Below are 18,208 nucleotides of genomic sequence, written 5' to 3' on the forward strand. Positions count from 1 at the left end.
GCCCCGGGGTTCGCCCTTAACCTGAATGATAGTTTTGGTGCCGGGGACTGTGCAGCTGCACTTTCCCGCAGCACATGGAAGCCGAATCGACCATGAAACAGTAAGGCGGAACCGATGAGCGGACGTCACAGCGGGCGGACCAGCCAGGGATTGCGCATCGCTGCGCTGCCCAGGACGCTTAAACTCCTATTCCGGCTGGCGCCCCGCCAGCTGAACGACGAAGTCGCTTTCGCCAAAATAGAGCTCAAGCGCAAAGGCATCCAGGTCGGGGTTGCCGCAGCCTTCCTCGCCGTGGCCCTCGTTTTCCTCCTCTTCCTTGTGGTCGGCCTGATCGTTGCCGCCATCATGGGCCTCGCCACCATCATGCCCGCATGGCTGGCCGCGCTCCTGGTCTCCGCAGCATTCCTGCTGATAGCACTCATTGGCGGCCTGATCGGCATGCGCAAGTTCAAGAAGGCCATGCCCCTGCTGCCTGAGGAAACCATCCGCGGCATCAAGCACGACATCGGCATCGCGAAGGAGGGCTCCGCCTTCAACCCGGCGGTCCTCGATCCGCAGAGCCCCGAAGCCAGAGCTGCCAAGGCTGCCAAGGCAGAGGCGGCTGCCAAGGCCAAGGCAGAAAAGGAGGCAAAGGCAGACGAGCACAACAAGGAATACCCCCAGGCCTCCGAGCCGGAACTTGCTCGCCGCCTGAACCAGCGCCGCCACCACCTCACCGAGGTCCGTGACGACCTTGGCGAAGAGCTCGACGTCAAAACCCAGGCGCAGTTCCTGGTGGGTGCCGCGCAGGGCAAACTCCGCCAGGGCCAGGTTCTCGCCGGGCGGGGCAAGGACCTTGCCGGGCACCGGCTGTCCGCTCTCGTGGAGTCTGCAGGCAACCTGGGCAACCGGTGGAAACCCCTGGCTGCCTTCGCGGCTGCCGGTACCGTGTTCGTAGTCCTGGTCCGCAAGCTCCTTCGGACCTACTAGCGCCCGCCTTTCACGGTGCTGCCGGCGGGCAGCGCCCGGCAGGACCGCAGGGAGCAACCATTAGTCCGCGCCTGGAGGGCAGCAGAAAGGAAGGGGGACGGCGTGAAGTTCATCGGTGCCGGCTCCCGTCCCGGACGCCCCCAGGTGGATCACGACCGCGTCTTCACCATCCCCAACCTGCTGACCGTCGTGCGGTTCATGGGGGTGCCGCTCTTTGTCTGGCTGGTCCTGGCACAAAAGGAATACGCCGCCGGCGTGGTGGTCCTTGCCGTGATGGCAAGCACCGACTGGATCGACGGTTATGTCGCGCGGCGCTTCGACCAGGCCTCCAAGCTCGGCCGGGTCCTTGACCCCATTGCCGACCGGCTGGCGCTGATCGCCGTCGCGGTCACCCTGGTGATCGCCGGCGTCGTGCATTGGCTGTATCTGGCCGCGCTGGTGATTCCGGACGCCGTGCTGCTGGTCCTCACGCTGTCTTTCTTCGGCGGCCATCCGGACCTTCGGGTCAGCGTGGTGGGCAAGGTGCGCACCGGCCTGCTGCTCCTGGGCACGCCGATGCTGGTCCTGTCCCGGCTGGACACCTCATTCTCGGATGAGCTGTTCGTCGCCGCGTGGATCGTGCTCGGCCTTGGCCTGGTCGGCCACTGGATCGCCGCCTACAACTACTTCTGGGCCATCCTGCGCAAAGGCAGGTTGCAGCAGCATCACGACGGCGGGACCGCCTGATGGTGTGGGTGGCCGTTGTGCTTGCGCTGCTTGGAGCCTTCTGCCTCGCCCTGGGGGCCCAGCGGCAGGGTAGTGCCGTCAAAGCCGACACCGGGGGCCTGGCACTGAGCTCGAACGGCTTCCTCCGCCTCCTCCGGAACCCGCGCTGGGTCTTCGGCCTCCTGCTGCTGTGCGCCGGCATGGCCATGAACGCGGTGGCCCTCGTGTCCGCCCCGCTCACCGTGGTCCAGCCAATCGGCGCCATCGCGCTCGTCATCACCACCGTCATCAATGCCAAGGACCAGGACCTCACCATCAACCGGGCAACGGTGGTGGCCATCGCCGCCTGCGTCACAGGCTCCGCGCTCTTTGTCCTCCTGGCCGTCAACGTCACCCAGGAAAACCACCATGTGAGCCTGGACGCCGAACTCACCATCGTGCTGCTGCTGGCCCTCGCCGTCGGACTCTTCGGCACGTTGGCGGTGATGTTCAAACACCGGATCAACGCCTTCGTCTACATCCTGGGCGCCGGCGTCCTCTTCGGATTCGTGGCAGTCCTCACCCGGATCATAGGCAAGCACCTGCTCGATCCGAACGGGCTGTTCCTGCTGAACGTGCAGTGGTACTCGGTGCTGGCCCTCATTGCGGCGGGAGGACTGGGATCATGGTTTGTCCAAAATGCCTACTCCGCGGGTCCGCCGGACCTGGTGATCGCAGGACTCACGGTGATCGATCCACTTGTGGGAATAGCCATCGGCATTGTCATCCTCGGCGAACTCCGCCCCGATGTCCACGCCGTTATGGCCATTGCCATGGGAACCGCCGCATCCCTTGCTATCGTGGGAGTCATCGCCCTTTCCCGGCACCACCCCGAGGTCACCAAGCGCAAAAAGGATGCTCGGAAGGCCGCCGGCAAGCCGTCCCACTAGTCCCTTCCATCAGCAAATACACGAGGCCCCGGCGCCATGCCAGCGGCCAACCGTGCTGTCAGTGCCACTGTCCGCACCGTGACCATCAGGAGTTCTCCACGTGACCACGCCCGCAGACCAGCAACCCCTGACCGTCCTGATCGCCGCGGATACCTACCCCCCCCACATCAACGGGGCCGCACAGTTCGGCTACCGCCTGGCCAAGGGAATGACGGGCCGGGGCCACAACGTGCACGTGCTGGCCTGCCGTGCGGACAACGGGAAGAGCTTCACCGAGTTCCGGTCAGAAGCCACCGTGCACCGCCTCCGTTCACACGCCGCCCCCACCCATGAGTACTTCCGCCTGTGCTTCCCGTGGGAAATCAAGAAGGAGATCAGCCTCCTTTTTGACCGGGTCAAGCCCGACGTCGTCCACATCCAAAGCCACTACATGATCGGCGAGCATGTCCTTTACGAGGCGGACAAGCGGGGCATCCGGATTGTCGCCACGAACCACTTCATGCCGGAGAACCTCAATCCGTTCCTGCCGTTTCCGCAGTGGTTCAAGAACATCATCGGACGGATTTCCTGGAAGGACATGGGCAAGGTCATGGGGCGGGCTGACGTAGTCACCACGCCCACCCCGCTCGCGGCCAAGGCCATGCACCAGCACGCCTTCCTCCGCAAGGTCCTCCCGCTCTCCAATGGCATCGATTCGGCAGCCTATGAACTCCAGCCGGGCGAGCACATCGAACCGCACGCGCACCCCACCGTGCTGTTCGCCGGCCGCCTCGCGGAGGAAAAGCATGTGGATGTGCTGATCCAGGCCATCAGCAAAACACCCCCCGAGCTGAACGTGCACCTTGAGATCGTGGGCGGCGGCGAGGTCCGTTCCTCCCTCGAAAACCTCGTCCAGCGCCTCGGGCTGGGGGACAGGGTGAAGTTCCTGGGCCTGGTCAGCGACGAGGATCTGCGGAAGACGTACATCAGGGCCGATCTCTTCTGCATGCCGGGGACTGCAGAACTGCAGTCCCTGGTGACGCTGGAGGCGATGTCCGCCTCGACGCCGGTTGTGCTGGCCGACGCCATGGCACTGCCGCACCTGGTGCGCGACGGCGAGAACGGGTACCTGTTCACCCCGAATGACAGCGATGACCTGGCCAAGAAGATCACCATGATCCTTGAGCTGCCCGCAGACCAGCGCGCCGCCATGGGCCAGGCGAGCCGGCAGATGGTGGAACCCCACAGCATCGAAGGGACCCTGCAGACCTTCGAGGACCTGTACCGGGGCGCGGGCTTCGAGGACAAAGTGGTCTGAACGCTTTCCGGGATTTGCTAGAGTAATTTTGCCCTGCAGGCATATCCCTTTCGCGGAGATCAGCCAGGGCATAGGGGGCTATAGCTCAGCTGGTTAGAGCGCGGGACTCATAATCCTAAGGTCCTCGGTTCAAGTCCGAGTAGCCCTACCTCGAAAGAGCCCTCCTTCCCCTGTCAACTAGGGAAGGAGGGCTCGTTTGCAAGGCGGCGGCTTCGGAAAGGGCGCGGCTGATTCCACCGTGGCGCCAGGTGTTGTTCCCACGGAGAGGAATACTGCCCCGCGCTTGATGAGACTGCCTGGACATGACAGACCAGCACGACGGCCCACTCCCACGGGCTGGTCGGTTAGTCTTTTGCGATGGCGGACATGGAGTTTAAGAAGCGTTTGAACCAGGTTGAGGCGTTGTACAACGAGCTCCATGAGCTGCGGCAGCGCGGTACGGCTGCCGGAAAGGAGGAGGTCGTCCTGGCTGAGATGCGTCTGGATAACGCATGGCGGGAGTTGTATGAGTTTATGGAACTACCTCTATCTCCGGACGCTCCGGCCGGTGATGGTGCCGGGTAGTTCCAAGGCCTCCTGACCTTGGTTATGGTGGCCAGATGACTGTTACTGATGAAGCTGTGCCGAAGCGCTCGAGGTTCTTGACGATTGAGCAGGTAGCCGAGGAGCTGGCTATCCGTGAGCCGACTGTCCGCCAGCTGTTGACGGCGGGTGAGCTGCGAGGGTTGCAGATCGGCGCCCACCGTACCTGGCGCGTAGCTGCCACGGACCTGGAGGACTACATTGAGCAGGCATACCGGGTTACTGCTGAGCGGATAGCGGCCGGCGAAGCAGCTGATGAGTCTTAGCCCGTCGTTAGTCGATGGTTAAGGTTTTGGGCGTATCGTCCGTAAACCCGTGTTTCGATTGCAATGATCACGCTCGAGGAGGTTCTTCTTCCTTAAGCCTCCGGTCTGCGGTATGTTACTGAGCAGTAACATACCGTGCTCCTTCCCGGAGAGCCCCGGTCACCGCTGATCATCTGCGAGGTATCCATGTCCACTTCTGCTGCCGACCTCAATAACCTGCCCTACGCCGACGGCGACTTCTACGCCTTTGAGCAGCTGCTGAGCGGAAAGGAGCAGGACCGGCTGGCGGAGGTCAGGGATTTCCTGGCCCGCGAGGTGCGTCCCATCGCTGTGGACTTCTGGAACCGGGGTGAATTTCCCATGGACCTGATTCCGAAGCTGGCGGAAATTGACCTGGTCAGCCCCGTGCGCAGGCAGGGCCACTCCAATCTGTACGCGGGCCTGATGCACGCCGAGGTGACGCGCGCCGATGCGTCCACCTCCACGTTCATGGGGGTCCATGACGGGCTCTTCACCGGATCCATCGAAGCGCTGGCCTCGCAGGAGCAGAAGGACGCGTGGCTGCCTGATATCTACGCCCTCAGGAAGATCGGAGCGTTCGGCCTGACGGAGCCCCTGGGCGGCTCCGACGTGGCCGGCGGGACGCGAACCACCGCCCGCCGCGAGGGAGGCACGTGGATCCTGAACGGCGCCAAGCGCTGGATCGGGAACGCCACCTTCTCCGACTGGGTGGTCATCTACGCGCGGGACGTTGAGGACAACCAGGTCAAAGGCTTCCTGGTGGACACCACGCTGGAGGGTTTCAGCGCGGCGAAGATCGAGAACAAAATCGCACTCCGCACCGTCCAGAACGCCGACATCACCCTGGACAACGTGGTGGTGCCTGATTTCTACAAGCTCGCCCACGCCAACAGCTTCCGGGATGTCAACAAGGTCCTGAAAGTCACGCGCCTCGGTGTCGCCTGGCAGGCCGTGGGCCAGCAGCTGGCCGCGTTCGACGTAGCCCGGCGCTACGCCGTCGAACGCCACCAGTTCGGCCGGCCGCTGGCCTCCTTCCAGCTGGTCCAAAGCCAGCTGGTCCAGATCCTGGGCAACGCCGTCAGCTCCATGGGCATGATGGTGAGGTTGTCCCAGCTGGAAGACGCCGGCGCCGCCAAAGACGAGCAGTCCGCCCTGGCCAAAGCATTCACCACTGCAAGGATGCGTGAAAGTGTGGCGATCGGCCGGAACCTGCTGGGCGGCAACGGCATCGTGACCGACTTCGAAATGGCCAAGATCTTCGCCGACGCCGAAGCCATCTACTCCTATGAGGGGACGCACGAAATCAACACTCTTGTCACCGGCCGCGCGATTACAGGTATCTCTGCCATCGTCTGACCTGCTTCCCTCCGCGACCGGCCAGCCAGTCCCGCACCCTACGGCGGCGCCGCGAGCGGCAGCAGGATGGAAGGCCGCAGGTCCATCACAAACTGCAGCGGATTCACGTAATCCTCGCCCCGCCGGACACCCCAGTGGACGCACGAAGCGGCAGGGCAATGACCGGGAAGAACCGTGCCGATCATCTGGCCCGCGGCCACCACGCTGCCGGCCGCGAGGCTGCTCTCCACGGGTTCGAAGCTGCTGCGAAGGCCGTTGCCGTGGTCGATGGTGATCACCGGCCGGTCCACCACAACTCCCACGAAACTCACCGTTCCCGCCGCCGGCGAGGTGACCCGGACGCCGTCGGCCGCTGTCCCCAGGTCCACGCCCCGGTGGCCGCTGAGCCAGGGCTTGGGCGGAGGGTCAAAGTCCCGCAGGACCGGCGGGCGGGGGGAGATTGGCCACTGCCAGGAGGGCGCGGAAGCGGTGCCCGTGGGTGCTGGACCGAAGGCCAGCGCCTCCCCGGCGGGAGCAAGTGAAGCGGGCAGCAGGAGCAGGGCTGCAAGCAGTACCGGTGGTTTCATCTGCCCAGCCTGCGCCGCTTCGAAAAGGGCCGGCAGGGGCAGGCCGGGCTATGTGGATAAGGCTCCCGGCCGGCACTGGTGCTGTCTTCCGCGTGCAGGTGCCTGTAGTACACTTGATGGAGCAGTTTGCTGCGCCCTCAACGCTTTCCGTCCGGCGGCTATCCCTACGGTTCTTCCAACGGTATACGCCCCTGTCCGGGTTTTGCGTCGGCACGTCTCATTCAGGAGTGTGGGGGAGCGGTGGCTGACTACGCGCATCCAGCCCTCCAGCGGAGGATCATGCTTCTTGCGGTCAGGACCTAAGGTGCTGATGAGAAGCGCGATGGATGCCAGGAGCAGGGCCCGCCCGGGCCACGCTAATAAACCGTCAACTATTGGCAGGGTAAGAAGCCTTAGGGCCTTCTCATGAATGACCTGCCGGAAGGAGCGTCGGCATGCCCGTCGTAACTATGCGCCAGCTGCTTGACAGCGGCGTCCACTTTGGACACCAGACCCGCCGTTGGAACCCGAAGATGAAGCGCTTTATCTTCACCGAGCGCAACGGCATCTACATCATCGACCTTCAGCAGTCGCTGTCCTACATCGACCGCGCCTACGAGTTCGTGAAGGCCACCGTTGCACACGGCGGCACCGTCCTCTTCGTCGGCACCAAGAAGCAGGCCCAGGAAGCGATTGCCGAGCAGGCAACCCGCGTCGGCCAGCCGTACGTCAACCAGCGTTGGCTCGGCGGTATGCTGACCAACTTCCAGACGGTCGCCAAGCGCATCCAGCGCATGAAGGAACTCGAAGAGATCGACTTCGACGACGTCGCCGGCTCCGCGTACACCAAGAAGGAGCTCCTGCTCCTCAAGCGTGAACTCACCAAGCTCGAGTCCAACCTCGGCGGTATCCGCAACCTCACCAAGGCACCCTCCGTGCTCTGGATCGTGGACACCAAGAAGGAGCACCTCGCCGTTGACGAGGCCAAGAAGCTGAACATCCCGGTTGTGGCCATCCTGGACACCAACTGCGATCCGGACGAGGTCGACTTCCCGATTCCGGGCAATGACGACGCCATCCGCTCCGTGAACCTCCTGACCCGCGTTGTTGCCGACGCCGTTGCCGAAGGCCTGATCGCCCGCAACAACCGCGCCACCGGCACCACCGAAGCTCCGGAAGAGCCCCTGGCCGAGTGGGAGCGCGAGCTCCTCGAAGGCAGCAAGACTGAAGAAGCTGCTGCTCCTGCTGCTCCCACCGAGGAAGCTGAAGCACCGGCTGCTGCCGAGGCAGCTGCTCCAGCAGAAGACGCTGCTGCTCCGGCTGAAGACGCCAAGTAACACAAGTAAATCCGGATTCTCCGGCGCCGCCTGCGGTGCCGGAGCTGCTGACAGGATGGCGGCCCACCACGTGGGCTGCCGTCCTGTCGGTCCGTACACCACAACAAATTTCTAGACAGAGGGGTTCACATGGCGAACTACACTGCCGCGGACATCAAGGCCCTGCGCGAGCGCACCGGCGCCGGCATGATGGACGTCAAGAAGGCTCTTGACGAAGCCAACGGTGACGCCGAGAAGGCCATCGAAATCATCCGCATCAAGGGCCTCAAGGGCGCTACCAAGCGCGAGGGCCGCTCCACCGCTGAAGGCCTGGTGGCCGCAAAGGTCAGCAATGGCGTCGGCGTTATGATCGAGGTCAACTGCGAGACCGACTTCGTGGCCAAGGCTGACAAGTTCATCCAGCTGGCTGACAAGGTCCTGGCCGTTGCCGTTGAGTCCGGCGCAGCCGACCTCGAGACCCTGCTCGCCACCGAAGTTGACGGTAAGCCGCTCTCCGAGGTCGTCGTCGAAGAAGGCGCTGTCCTGGGCGAGAAGGTTGTTGTCCGCCGCATCTCCCGCGTCGAGGGTGCAACCGTTGACGCTTACCTGCACAAGACCTCCAAGGACCTCCCGGCCCAGGTTGGCGTGCTGTTCGCTGTTGACGGTGAAGGCGACGCCGCCGCCACCGCCGCCCACGACGTTGCAGTCCATATTGCTGCGATGGCCCCGAACTACCTGACCCGCGAGGACGTTCCGTCCGACCTGGTTGAGTCCGAGCGCCGCATCGCCGAAGAGACCGCCAAGGCCGAGGGCAAGCCCGAAGCCGCACTCACCAAGATCGTCGAAGGCCGCGTGACGGGCTTCTACAAGGGTGAGGTCCTGGTTGACCAGGCATTCGCGAAGGACGCCAAGAAGTCCGTGGCACAGGTCCTCGAAGAGGCCGGTGTCAAGGGAACCGCGTTCACGCGTTTCCGCGTCGGCTCCTAGTCGAAACTGCAAGGGGGTGGCCACTTCGGTGGCCGCCCCTTTTGCATGCACCGGGCCGGTACCGATACCGGGCACTGGCCCAGCAGGATAACCTTTTTTCAGACTCACCAACGGGAAGGCATCATGGAAGCCGTCAACACTGTAATCCAGCCAGAGAAAAGTCGACGCCGGGTCCTCCTGAAGCTTTCCGGCGAAGTCTTCGGCGGCGGGAAGCTTGGCGTTGACCCGGAGACGGTCCGCGACGTCGCCAAGCAGATCGCCGCGGCCGTCCCCCAGGTGGAAGTGGCGATCGTGGTTGGCGGAGGCAACTTCTTCCGCGGCGCAGAACTCTCCCAGAGCGGCATGGACCGCTCAAGGGCGGACTACATGGGCATGCTCGGAACAGTGATGAACTGCCTGGCCCTCCAGGACTTCCTGGAGCAGGCCGGCGTCGAAACCCGCGTCCAGAGCGCCATCACCATGGGGCAGGTAGCCGAAGCCTACATTCCCCGCCGCGCCATCCGGCACATGGAAAAGGGCCGCGTGGTCATCTTCGGCGCCGGTGCCGGCCTGCCGTACTTCTCGACCGACACCGTGGCCGCCCAGCGTGCACTCGAAGTCCACGCCGACGTCGTCCTGATGGCCAAGAGCGGTGTGGACGCCGTCTACACCGCAGACCCGAAGAAGGACCCGTCAGCCGAACGGCTCGAAACCCTTAGCTATGACGACGCCCTCCGCCGCGACATCCGCGTCATGGACCAGACGGCGATGACCATGTGCAAGGACAACAAGCTCTCGATGGTGGTCTTCGGCATGGAGGGTGAAGGCAACGTTACCCGGGCCATCCTCGGCGAGAAGCTGGGCACGCTGGTCACTGCCTAGCTACGGCTAGGATGTTTTCAGGACAGTTCCGCCCCTGCCTTCGGGACCAGGGGCGGAAGCAGTAAAAGAGAACCACCTTTGTGCTTGGAACCGGCGCCCCGGTCCGCACCAGAGTCTTCAGGAGAGACCGTGATCGAAGAAACCTTGCTCGAAGCCGAAGAAAAGATGGACAAGGCCGTTGAGGTAGCCAAGGAAGACTTCGCTTCCATCCGCACCGGCCGGGCCAACCCGGGCCTGTACAACAAGGTCCTGGTGGACTACTACGGCTCACCCACCCCGCTGCAGCAGCTGGCGTCCTTCGCCATTCCGGACGCCCGCACCATCCTCATCACCCCCTTCGACAAGACGGCTCTGCGCGACATCGAACGTGCGCTCAGCGACTCTGAGGTCGGCGCCAACCCGTCCAACGACGGCAACGTCATCCGGGTCACCATTCCGGAGCTGACCAAGGAACGCCGCAAGGAATACGTCAAGATCGTCAAGACCAAGGGCGAGGACGCCAAGGTTTCCATCCGCAACATCCGCCGCAAGGCCAAGGAAACCCTGGACAAGCTGGTCAAGGACGGCGAGGCCGGCGAGGATGAGGGCACCCGCGCCGAAAAGGAACTGGACGGCCTCACCAAGGCGCACGTGGACGGCATCGACGAGCTGCTCAAGCGCAAGGAAGCAGAGCTGCTCGAAGTCTGATGGGCCAGGCAGAGCAGGCCCCGGCACAACGGGCGCGCATCCGGGGGAAGCAGCCCACACCCAACCCGACGCCAAAGGCCGGGCGGAACCTGCCGGCCGCGGTGGTGGTGGGCCTGGCCATGCTCTTCGCAGTGCTGGGCGGGCTGCTGTTCCTCCCGCTCGGATTTGTTGCGGTCACCACTGCGTTCGCTGTCTTTGGCGTGTGGGAAATTTACCGCGCACTGGAGGCGAACGGTACCAGGATGCCCATCGTGCCGGTGCTGACGGGCACGGTGGCCATGCCGTTCGCCGCCTACCTCGGCGGGATCGAAAGCCTGCTTTTTGCCATGCTGCTCAGCTCCGTGGCTGTGCTGCTGTGGCGCTCCATCGAGAGCGCTGCAGGCTCGGCCAACAGCATCTTCGCGGGTGTGTTCACTTTAGGCTGGGTGCCCTTCTTCATCAGCTTCGCGGCGCTCCCGCTGCACGCTTCGGGCGGTGCTACTCCACTGGGCCTCTGGCCGGGAGGAACAATTCCCGACGGCGCGTGGCAGGTAGCGGTGATGCTGCTGCTGGTGGTGTCCAACGACACCTTCGGTTACCTGGTGGGCGCGTCCCTGGGCAAGCACCCGATGGCACCCAAGATCAGCCCAAAGAAATCCTGGGAAGGATTTGCCGGTTCCGTCGGCGGCGCAATACTCATCGGCATCCTTGCCTGTCTCTTCCTGCTGGACAAACCCTGGTGGGTGGGCGTGGTCCTGGCGGTGGGACTGGTGGCGGCGTCCACTGCAGGTGACCTGGCGGAATCAATGGTGAAACGGGAACTGGGCGTCAAGGACATGAGCAGCATCCTGCCGGGACACGGCGGCGTGATGGACCGGCTCGACTCCATCGTTTTTGCAGCCCCGGCGGCTTTTGTCCTGTATGGGCTCGTTTCCGGGGCCTGAGACACAAAACCCCCGCCGCGAACGGGCGCCAATAGACTGGTGCAGGAGTAACGGCTTGAAGAGCATCGAAGGAATCAATAGTGGTATTGGACATTCATCGGCAGATCCCTGCGTCCTTTGAGCGCGTGCAGCGCAGCGATTACGGCTACAACGCCAAGCAGGTGGACCAGTTCCTGCAGCGGGCGCGGGTGTCACTTGAAACCCCTGAGGCCGCGGCCCAGCCTGTTAACAGCGCCGTTGTCAGGGCCGTGTCGTTCGACCCCGTGAAAGGCGGTTACTCCGCCGCCGTCGTGGACGCAGCACTTGACCGCCTCGAAGACGCCTTCGCCCGCCGCGAGCGGGACGAGCTGATCGCCGCCCAGGGTGAGGAGGCGTGGCTGCGGGAGATTGGCAACCTGTCCGGCATCCTCCGCGGCCGGCTGCACCGCCCCGACGGCGACCGCTTCCGCCGGCCTGCGAAGAAGAAGGCCAGCAGCTACAACACCGCTGACGTGGACCGGCTGTGCCACGAACTCATCGCCTACCTCGAGCAGGACAAGCCGCTCAGCGTCGACAACGTCCGCCGGGCAGTTTTCCGTCCCGCCGTTGGCCGCGACGGGTACGAAGAGACCCAGGTGGACGCCTTCCTGGACCGCGTAATTGAACTGATGGCAGCCATCGACTGACCGCGGGCAACCATCTCCGGGTCGGGCAGTTGGGGGAAACCCCGGGCTCACCTTTCGGTGGCCAGCGGCCGTTCCGGGGTATGCAGCCGGGTCATGACCCGGGGCATCGTTGCGGGAACCCGCTGGACGGTGGCGCGGGACACTCCGACCATCACGGCGAAGGCTGCCGGCACGGTCCAGGCTGCCGGCTGTGCCAGCCAGGGCGCGAGGGCAGACACGCCGGCCACGGAGCCTGCAATCATCGCTCCGCCGCACAGGACCCCGCCGGTCACCATCCCGGCGATGGCTCCGGCGTCGGTCAGTCCCCGCCACCAGATGCCCAGCAGGAGCACAGGGCATACGGTGGACGCGGTGAAGGCGAAAACCAGGCCCACACTCCCGGCAAGGGCCAGCGAGTCCGTCATAAAGGCGAAGCCCAGGGGCACCACGATGGAGATCACGGCGGCGAGCCGGAAGCCGCCCACACCGGCGCCCAGGACGTCCTGGCTGATGACGCCGGCAAGCGATACCACCAGGCCTGACGTCGTCGAGAGGAATGCGGCAAAGGCGCCGGCCACCACAAGGGCTGACAGCAGATCGCCGGCGGCACCGCCCACCAACTCGCCGGGGAGCAGCAGCACCATGGCATCGGCCTGGTTGGCGCGGGCCAGGCCGGGCGCAAACATCCTGCCCACGAGTCCGTAGGCGGTGGGAAACAGGTAGAACACGGACAGCAGGCCCAGGACGATCAGCGTGGTCCGCCGGGCAGACTGCCCGTCCGGGTTGGTGTAGAAGCGGACCAGCACGTGGGGCAGGCCGAGGGTGCCGAAGAGAAGGGCAACCAGCAGCGACACGTTCTGGTACAGCCCGGCGGGGGCAAGATTTGTGGGGTTCACGGCGGGCGGAGCCAAGGCAGGAGTACCGTTTCCAGCCAGCATAAAAATGATGAACAGGATAGGAACCGCCAGTGCCGTGAGCTTGAGCCAGTACTGGAAGGCCTGGACGAACGTGATGGAACGCATGCCGCCGGCAACCACGGTCAGGCATACAACAATCACCACGGACACCGATCCCACCCAGGAGGGCAGGCCGGTGGTGATCCGGATGGTCAAAGCGGCGCCGTGAAGCTGCGGCACGATGTACAGCCAGCCCACCAGCACCACCACCAGGCTGGTGACCTTCCGGACAGCCGTGGAGTCCAGCCTGGCTTCTGTGAAGTCGGGAATGGTGTAGGCGCCGGAGCGCCGCAGCGGGGCCGCCACGAACAGCAGCAGCATCAGGTAGCCGGCGGTGTAGCCCACCGGAAACCACAGGGCGTCCGTGCCGGACAGCAGGATGAGGCCGGCCACCCCTAGGAAGCTTGCGGCGGAGAGGTACTCACCACCGATGGCCGAGGCATTCCACCAGGGCCGCACAGTCCGGGAAGCAACATAAAAATCACCGGTGGTCCGCGAAATCCGCAGTCCGTAGAAGCCGATCACCGCTGTAGCCACGGATACCACTGCGAGCGCGGCTATGGCCCCGCCTGGATTCATGGTGCCGTCACTGGTCCTTGGCAAGGTCCCGGTAGCGCGCCTCGTTGCGTGCAGCGGTGCGGATGTACAGCCAGGCACTGAGCCCGATCAGGGGATAGGTGCCTGCGCCCAGGAGAAGCCAGTCAAAGGGAATACCTGCGATCCGGGTTTCCGCCAGGCCGGGCACCACGGCCAGCAGCAGCGGAAAGGCGCCAAGGATCAGCAGGAAACCGCCGGCGACCACCAACGCCAGCCGCAGTTGGGAACGGATCAGGGACCTGACGAAGACCTGCCCCACCTCGGAGTCCTGGGCAGCTTCGCGGCTGTCCCTGGGAGGAAGCACCGCGGAGCGCGGTGCCGTGACCCGTACCCTCGTCATGCCTGCGGCCTGATCCGGGTGGCGCCGAGCTTTTCCCGCACTGTTGGCAGGTGGCGCCGGCTGATGGGAAGGCCGGCACCTGCAACCGTGACGCTTGGCCCGTCGGCAGCCAGTTTCATCGACGTGACGTGCTTCAGGGCAACCAGGTAGGAGCGGTGCGTCCGGATGAACCCGGCGTCCGCCCACTGCTGCTCGAGGTCGGCCAGCGGCACCCTGATCAGGTAACTCGCATCAGCGGTGTGCAGCCTTGCATAGTCTCCTTGGGCCTGCACGTACGTGACGTCGTCACGCCTGATCATCCTGGTGGTACCGCCCTGGTCCACGGTGATCATCTCAGCTGCCGTACCGCCGTCGCGCAGTTCACTGATGCGCCCCACGGACCGTGCCAGCCGTTCGGCGCGGACCGGCTTGAGCAGGTAATCCACGGCGGCGAGTTCGAAAGCCTTCAGGGCGTGCTCCTCGTCCGCGGTCACAAAAACCACTGCAGGGGGATTCCTGCTCGCGGAGATGGCCCGCGCAATATCCAGTCCGGACACCGCCGGCATATGGATGTCCAGGAAGACGGCATTGACCGGACCGGCTGCCAGAGCCCGAAGGGCCTCACTGCCCGAGGTGGCGCGGAGGACGGTGCCGATGCGGTCGTCCCGCCCCAGGAGGAAAGCCAGTTCCTCAACGGCGGGGAGCTCATCGTCAACGACGAGGACGTTAATCATGTTCCTAGGTTAGCTTCCGCCGTCGGCAGCCAGACCAGGGGCAGCACCAATGCGCAGGGTCAGCTGCCCGTGTCAGGCGTCGTGGCCCGGCTGCGACTTCGGGACCCGCATGGTGATCAGCGTCCCCTCCCCGGGTGCGGTGTCGATGACCAGCCCGTGGTCATTGCCGTAGACCTGGCGCAGGCGGGCGTCCACGTTCCGCAGGCCCACGTGCTCGCCGTCGGTATGGCCTGCCAGCACGGACTGCAGCTGCGCAGGGTCCATGCCGACGCCGTCGTCTTCAATGGTCACCTCGGCGAACGCGCCGGCGTCATTCGCAGTGATGCTGATGTGCCCGGGCCCTTCCTTGGCCTCGAGCCCGTGCCGGACGGCGTTTTCCACCAGCGGCTGCAGGCTGAGGAACGGGATGACGGTGCTGAGCACCTCAGGCGCCACCCGCAGGCTGACCTGGACGCGCTCACCGAACCGGGCGCGTTCCAGGAGGAGGTAGCGGTCGATGCAGCGGAGCTCCTCGGCGAGGGTAGTGAAGTCCCCGTGCCGCCGGAAGGAGTAGCGGGTAAAGTCGGCGAACTCAACTACCAGTTCCCGGGCGCGTGCGGGGTCGGTGTTGATAAAGGACGCTATGGCATTGAGCGAGTTGTAGATGAAGTGCGGGCTGATCTGGGCGCGCAGTGCCCTTACCTCCGCCTCCATCAGCAGTGTCCGGGACGCGTCCAGCTCCGCCAGCTCCACCTGCGCGGCTACCCAGTCCGCCACCTCGCCGGTGGCCCGGACCAGTCCCGCACCGGCCGCCGGCGCGAAGGCGGCGACGGCGCCCACGACGCGCGTCCCGGCCCGCACCGGGGCGATCACTGCGGCGAGAGGGCCGCCGGTGCCGTCCTTTGGTACGCCTCCCGGCCCGGTGGGCCGCCCTGCCGGAAGGACCGCGGTCCGCCCACCCGCAAGCACCCCTTCGGCCAGGCGCATCAACCCGGGCTTCAGTTCCTCGGCCGCACCGTCCCACGCGAGCACTCCGGTGGTGTCTGTGATGGCCAGTGCCTCGCAGCCCAGCAGCGTGCGCAGCTGCCGGCTGGCTTTGGCCGCACCCGCGGGGTTGAGGCCGCGCCGGAGATGCTGGCCGGCCTGGGATGCCGCGTGCAGGGTGTGGTAGGTGGCTTGTTCGGCGTCCGTGCCGAGGTCACGGAACGAGCGCAGCACCTTGAGTCCCAGGCCGACGACGACGGCGACGGCCAGGGCGATTACGGCAACGGCCGCGGCAGTCAGGAGGGGCGAGTCCGGCATGGTGCCCAGCGTAACGGCGGGCGCCGTTTGGCGCAGCATCGCGACCGTTGAGCGACTGCGGGTGCGCCGGGGCTGGAATGTGGTGCCGGCACCCAGCACAGTGATTGCAGTCACATTTGCGGTATTCCTGCCCGGGATCTGCGGCGGGTGTGTCCAAGAGTCTCAACGAGGAGGAACGATGGGTAACGATGCCCACACTCCGGACGCAGCGGCGTCCGTGGACTTCGAACAGGTCCAGTCGACGGAGCAGTTCAAGGAACTGCGCAAGCGTCACCGCAGCTTTGTCTTCCCCATGGCAGTCGCATTCCTGCTGTGGTACTTCGCCTACGTCCTGCTGGCGGACTACGCCGTGGGCTTTATGTCCACGAAGGTCTGGGGCAACATCAACGTGGGCCTGATCCTCGGCCTGCTCCAGTTCGTCTCGACGTTTGCGATCACCGGCTGGTACGTCCACTACTCCAACAAGCGGCTCGACCCCATCGCCAAGGAGATCCGGGACGAAATCGAGGGGCACGAATTTGATAAGCACGGCAACCGAGTAGGCGGAGCCACCAAATGATCAATATCGCTACAGCAGTGGACGTGGCCGCCCTCAAGGAGACCACGCTGCTCAATATGGGCATCTTCGGCATCTTCGTGGCCGTGACCATGGTGATCGTGCTGCGCGCCAGCCGGAACAACAAGACCGCCGCTGACTACTATGCGGCAGGCCGCTCCTTCACCGGCTCGCAAAACGGAACCGCCATCGCCGGCGACTACCTCTCCGCAGCCTCCTTCCTGGGCATCACCGGCGCCATCGCCATCAACGGCTATGACGGCTTCATGTACTCCATCGGCTTCCTGGTGGCCTGGCTCGTGGCACTGCTGCTCGTTGCGGAGCTCCTGCGAAACACCGGCAAGTTCACCATGGCCGATGTGCTGTCCTTCCGGCTGAAGCAGCGGCCCGTCCGCATTGCCGCGGCCATCTCCACCCTCGCCGTGTGCTTTTTCTACCTCCTGGCCCAGATGGCAGGCGCAGGAAGCCTGATCTCGCTGCTGCTGGGCATCAGCGACTGGGGCGGCCAGGCCCTGGTGATCATCGTCGTCGGCGCCCTGATGATCATGTACGTCCTGATCGGCGGCATGAAGGGCACCACCTGGGTGCAGATCATCAAGGCCATCCTGCTCATCGCGGGCGCAGCCGTTATGACCCTGTGGGTGCTGGCAATCTACGGCTTCAACCTCTCCAGCCTCCTCGGCGCCGCAGTGGAGACGGCCAACAACCCGGCCGTCCTGAATCCCGGCCTGCAGTACGGCAAGACCGAAACCTCGAAGATCGACTTCATGTCGCTCGGCCTCGCCCTGGTCCTGGGCACCGCAGCGCTGCCGCACGTCCTCATGCGCTTCTACACGGTCCCCACGGCCAAGGAAGCCCGCAAGTCCGTGGTGTGGTCCATCTGGCTGATCGGCCTCTTCTACCTGTTCACCCTGGTGCTTGGTTACGGTGCAGCTGCACTGGTGGGTGCCGAAACCATCAAAACCGCACCCGGTGGCGTGAACTCGGCCGCCCCGCTGCTCGCCTTCTACCTGGGCGGGCCGCTGCTGCTGGGCTTCATCTCGGCCGTGGCGTTCGCCACCATCCTGGCCGTTGTTGCCGGCCTGACCATCACGGCTGCCGCCTCCTTTGCCCATGACATCTACGCCAGCGTCATTTCCAAGGGCAAGGCCGACGCCGAGACCGAAGTTAAAGTTGCCCGGCGCACCGTGGTGGTGATCGGCGTCCTGGCCATCCTGGGCGGCATCCTCGCCAACGGGCAGAACGTGGCGTTCCTCGTGGCGCTGGCATTCGCCGTCGCCGCCTCCGCCAACCTGCCCACGATCGTCTACTCCCTGTTCTGGCGGAAGTTCACCACCCAGGGCGCTGTCTGGAGCATGTACGGCGGCCTGGGTTCCGCGATCATCCTGATCATCTTCTCGCCGGTGGTCTCCGGCGGCGCAACATCCATGATCAAGGACGCAAACTTTGCGCTCTTCCCGCTGAGCAACCCCGGCATCGTGTCCATCCCGCTGGCGTTCTTCCTGGGCTGGCTGGGAACCGTCACGGATAAGAAGCGCGAAGACACCGCCAAGCAGGCCGAGATGGAAGTCCGGTCCCTCACGGGGGTCGGTGCGGAGAAAGCAGTCAACCACTGATCCCTGCGGACCGGTACCGTACCACTACATAAAGAGCCTCGGCGCTGCGGCGCCGAGGCTC

20 protein-coding genes and 1 tRNA gene are annotated in these 18,208 nt (G+C 64.8%); 16 read left to right on the forward strand and 5 right to left on the reverse strand.

Annotated features, from left to right (window positions below; genetic code table 11):
• Nucleotides 1–114: 114 nt before the first annotated feature.
• The 8 genes from M1D93_RS07095 to M1D93_RS07130 all read left to right on the forward strand — a co-directional run bounded on the left by M1D93_RS07095 (nt 115) and on the right by M1D93_RS07130 (nt 6,125).
• Nucleotides 115–969, forward strand: a complete 855-nt coding sequence (locus M1D93_RS07095) for a phage holin family protein (RefSeq protein ID WP_461174433.1) — start codon at nt 115–117, stop codon at nt 967–969.
• 102 nt (nt 970–1,071) lie between these two features.
• Nucleotides 1,072–1,695: a CDP-alcohol phosphatidyltransferase family protein gene (locus M1D93_RS07100; protein ID WP_461174434.1), complete on the forward strand. Its 624-nt coding sequence runs from the start codon at nt 1,072–1,074 to the stop codon at nt 1,693–1,695.
• Nucleotides 1,695–2,603 carry a DMT family transporter gene (locus M1D93_RS07105; protein ID WP_461174435.1) on the forward strand — a complete coding sequence of 303 codons (909 nt, stop codon included), beginning with the start codon at nt 1,695–1,697 and terminating at the stop codon, nt 2,601–2,603. Before M1D93_RS07100 ends, M1D93_RS07105 begins: the two co-directional genes overlap by 1 nt.
• 100 nt (nt 2,604–2,703) lie before the next feature.
• Nucleotides 2,704–3,900 carry a glycosyltransferase gene (locus M1D93_RS07110; RefSeq protein WP_461174436.1) on the forward strand — a complete coding sequence of 399 codons (1,197 nt, stop codon included), beginning with the start codon at nt 2,704–2,706 and terminating at the stop codon, nt 3,898–3,900.
• A gap of 74 nt (nt 3,901–3,974) precedes the next feature.
• Nucleotides 3,975–4,048: transfer RNA gene (locus M1D93_RS07115), tRNA-Ile, on the forward strand.
• A 209-nt stretch (nt 4,049–4,257) separates the two neighbouring features.
• Nucleotides 4,258–4,464 (forward strand): hypothetical protein, encoded by a 207-nt coding sequence (locus M1D93_RS07120; protein WP_461174437.1) that lies wholly within the window; start codon nt 4,258–4,260, stop codon nt 4,462–4,464.
• A gap of 35 nt (nt 4,465–4,499) precedes the next feature.
• The gene (locus tag M1D93_RS07125; RefSeq protein ID WP_461174438.1) at nt 4,500–4,748 is read left to right on the forward strand and encodes a helix-turn-helix domain-containing protein; all 249 of its coding nucleotides are present in this window, start codon (nt 4,500–4,502) and stop codon (nt 4,746–4,748) included.
• 186 nt (nt 4,749–4,934) lie between these two features.
• On the forward strand, nt 4,935–6,125 hold the full coding sequence (locus tag M1D93_RS07130; RefSeq protein ID WP_461174954.1) for an acyl-CoA dehydrogenase family protein: 1,191 nt from the start codon (nt 4,935–4,937) through the stop codon (nt 6,123–6,125).
• Between the two features lie 38 nt (nt 6,126–6,163).
• Here the strand turns inward: M1D93_RS07130 and M1D93_RS07135 are convergent, their stop codons facing one another.
• Entirely contained in the window at nt 6,164–6,691 is a 528-nt protein-coding gene (locus tag M1D93_RS07135) for a M23 family metallopeptidase (RefSeq protein ID WP_461174439.1), read from the reverse strand.
• Nucleotides 6,692–7,125: 434 nt separating this feature from the next.
• Here M1D93_RS07135 and rpsB point away from each other — a divergent pair, with 434 nt between their 5' ends.
• The 6 genes from rpsB to M1D93_RS07165 all read left to right on the forward strand — a co-directional run bounded on the left by rpsB (nt 7,126) and on the right by M1D93_RS07165 (nt 12,109).
• Entirely contained in the window at nt 7,126–8,007 is an 882-nt protein-coding gene (gene rpsB / locus M1D93_RS07140; RefSeq protein WP_461174440.1) for a 30S ribosomal protein S2, read from the forward strand.
• Between the two features lie 129 nt (nt 8,008–8,136).
• Entirely contained in the window at nt 8,137–8,973 is an 837-nt protein-coding gene (gene tsf / locus M1D93_RS07145) for a translation elongation factor Ts (protein ID WP_461174441.1), read from the forward strand.
• 123 nt (nt 8,974–9,096) lie between these two features.
• Entirely contained in the window at nt 9,097–9,834 is a 738-nt protein-coding gene (pyrH, locus tag M1D93_RS07150; RefSeq protein WP_461174442.1) for a UMP kinase, read from the forward strand.
• Nucleotides 9,835–9,963: 129 nt separating this feature from the next.
• On the forward strand, nt 9,964–10,521 hold the full coding sequence (gene frr, locus M1D93_RS07155) for a ribosome recycling factor (protein ID WP_458779041.1): 558 nt from the start codon (nt 9,964–9,966) through the stop codon (nt 10,519–10,521).
• The gene (locus M1D93_RS07160) at nt 10,521–11,444 is read left to right on the forward strand and encodes a phosphatidate cytidylyltransferase (RefSeq protein ID WP_461174443.1); all 924 of its coding nucleotides are present in this window, start codon (nt 10,521–10,523) and stop codon (nt 11,442–11,444) included. The genes frr and M1D93_RS07160 overlap by 1 nt, the downstream gene beginning before the upstream one ends.
• An 80-nt stretch (nt 11,445–11,524) precedes the next feature.
• Entirely contained in the window at nt 11,525–12,109 is a 585-nt protein-coding gene (locus M1D93_RS07165) for a DivIVA domain-containing protein (RefSeq protein WP_461174444.1), read from the forward strand.
• 47 nt (nt 12,110–12,156) lie between these two features.
• On the opposite strand, the gene M1D93_RS07170 is transcribed toward M1D93_RS07165, so the two are convergent.
• The 4 genes from M1D93_RS07170 to M1D93_RS07185 form a co-directional block, all read right to left on the reverse strand.
• Nucleotides 12,157–13,623, reverse strand: coding sequence for a sodium/solute symporter (locus M1D93_RS07170; RefSeq protein ID WP_461174445.1), 1,467 nt, complete (start codon nt 13,621–13,623; stop codon nt 12,157–12,159).
• A gap of 7 nt (nt 13,624–13,630) precedes the next feature.
• Nucleotides 13,631–13,981, reverse strand: coding sequence for a DUF485 domain-containing protein (locus M1D93_RS07175; protein WP_461174446.1), 351 nt, complete (start codon nt 13,979–13,981; stop codon nt 13,631–13,633).
• On the reverse strand, nt 13,978–14,694 hold the full coding sequence (locus tag M1D93_RS07180) for a LytR/AlgR family response regulator transcription factor (RefSeq protein ID WP_461174447.1): 717 nt from the start codon (nt 14,692–14,694) through the stop codon (nt 13,978–13,980). Before M1D93_RS07180 ends, M1D93_RS07175 begins: the two co-directional genes overlap by 4 nt.
• A gap of 72 nt (nt 14,695–14,766) precedes the next feature.
• Nucleotides 14,767–15,975 carry a sensor histidine kinase gene (locus tag M1D93_RS07185; protein WP_461174955.1) on the reverse strand — a complete coding sequence of 403 codons (1,209 nt, stop codon included), beginning with the start codon at nt 15,973–15,975 and terminating at the stop codon, nt 14,767–14,769.
• Nucleotides 15,976–16,153: 178 nt separating this feature from the next.
• Between M1D93_RS07185 and M1D93_RS07190 the strand changes: the two genes are divergently transcribed.
• Nucleotides 16,154–16,534, forward strand: coding sequence for a DUF485 domain-containing protein (locus M1D93_RS07190; protein WP_461174448.1), 381 nt, complete (start codon nt 16,154–16,156; stop codon nt 16,532–16,534).
• Complete coding sequence (locus M1D93_RS07195; RefSeq protein WP_461174449.1) at nt 16,531–18,147, forward strand: solute symporter family protein; 1,617 nt, start codon at nt 16,531–16,533, stop codon at nt 18,145–18,147. Before M1D93_RS07190 ends, M1D93_RS07195 begins: the two co-directional genes overlap by 4 nt.
• Nucleotides 18,148–18,208 lie beyond the last annotated feature (61 nt).

It is taken from the genome of Arthrobacter sp. Z1-9 (assembly GCF_054792695.1).

Excerpts from the sequence above, each read along its gene's own strand:
- rpsB (WP_461174440.1), top strand. The coding sequence starts at position 7,126 with ATGCCCGTCGTAACTATGCGCCAGCTGCTTGACAGCGGCGTCCACTTT.
- M1D93_RS07105 (WP_461174435.1), top strand. The coding sequence starts at position 1,695 with ATGGTGTGGGTGGCCGTTGTGCTTGCGCTGCTTGGAGCCTTCTGCCTC.
- M1D93_RS07120 (WP_461174437.1), top strand. The coding sequence starts at position 4,258 with ATGGCGGACATGGAGTTTAAGAAGCGTTTGAACCAGGTTGAGGCGTTG.
- M1D93_RS07175 (WP_461174446.1), bottom strand. The coding sequence starts at position 13,981 with ATGACGAGGGTACGGGTCACGGCACCGCGCTCCGCGGTGCTTCCTCCC.
- M1D93_RS07130 (WP_461174954.1), top strand. The coding sequence starts at position 4,935 with ATGTCCACTTCTGCTGCCGACCTCAATAACCTGCCCTACGCCGACGGC.
- M1D93_RS07125 (WP_461174438.1), top strand. The coding sequence starts at position 4,500 with ATGACTGTTACTGATGAAGCTGTGCCGAAGCGCTCGAGGTTCTTGACG.
- M1D93_RS07160 (WP_461174443.1), top strand. The coding sequence starts at position 10,521 with ATGGGCCAGGCAGAGCAGGCCCCGGCACAACGGGCGCGCATCCGGGGG.
- M1D93_RS07135 (WP_461174439.1), bottom strand. The coding sequence starts at position 6,691 with ATGAAACCACCGGTACTGCTTGCAGCCCTGCTCCTGCTGCCCGCTTCA.
- M1D93_RS07185 (WP_461174955.1), bottom strand. The coding sequence starts at position 15,975 with ATGCCGGACTCGCCCCTCCTGACTGCCGCGGCCGTTGCCGTAATCGCC.
- M1D93_RS07195 (WP_461174449.1), top strand. The coding sequence starts at position 16,531 with ATGATCAATATCGCTACAGCAGTGGACGTGGCCGCCCTCAAGGAGACC.
- M1D93_RS07170 (WP_461174445.1), bottom strand. The coding sequence starts at position 13,623 with ATGAATCCAGGCGGGGCCATAGCCGCGCTCGCAGTGGTATCCGTGGCT.
- M1D93_RS07190 (WP_461174448.1), top strand. The coding sequence starts at position 16,154 with ATGGGTAACGATGCCCACACTCCGGACGCAGCGGCGTCCGTGGACTTC.
- tsf (WP_461174441.1), top strand. The coding sequence starts at position 8,137 with ATGGCGAACTACACTGCCGCGGACATCAAGGCCCTGCGCGAGCGCACC.
- M1D93_RS07095 (WP_461174433.1), top strand. The coding sequence starts at position 115 with ATGAGCGGACGTCACAGCGGGCGGACCAGCCAGGGATTGCGCATCGCT.
- pyrH (WP_461174442.1), top strand. The coding sequence starts at position 9,097 with ATGGAAGCCGTCAACACTGTAATCCAGCCAGAGAAAAGTCGACGCCGG.
- M1D93_RS07180 (WP_461174447.1), bottom strand. The coding sequence starts at position 14,694 with ATGATTAACGTCCTCGTCGTTGACGATGAGCTCCCCGCCGTTGAGGAA.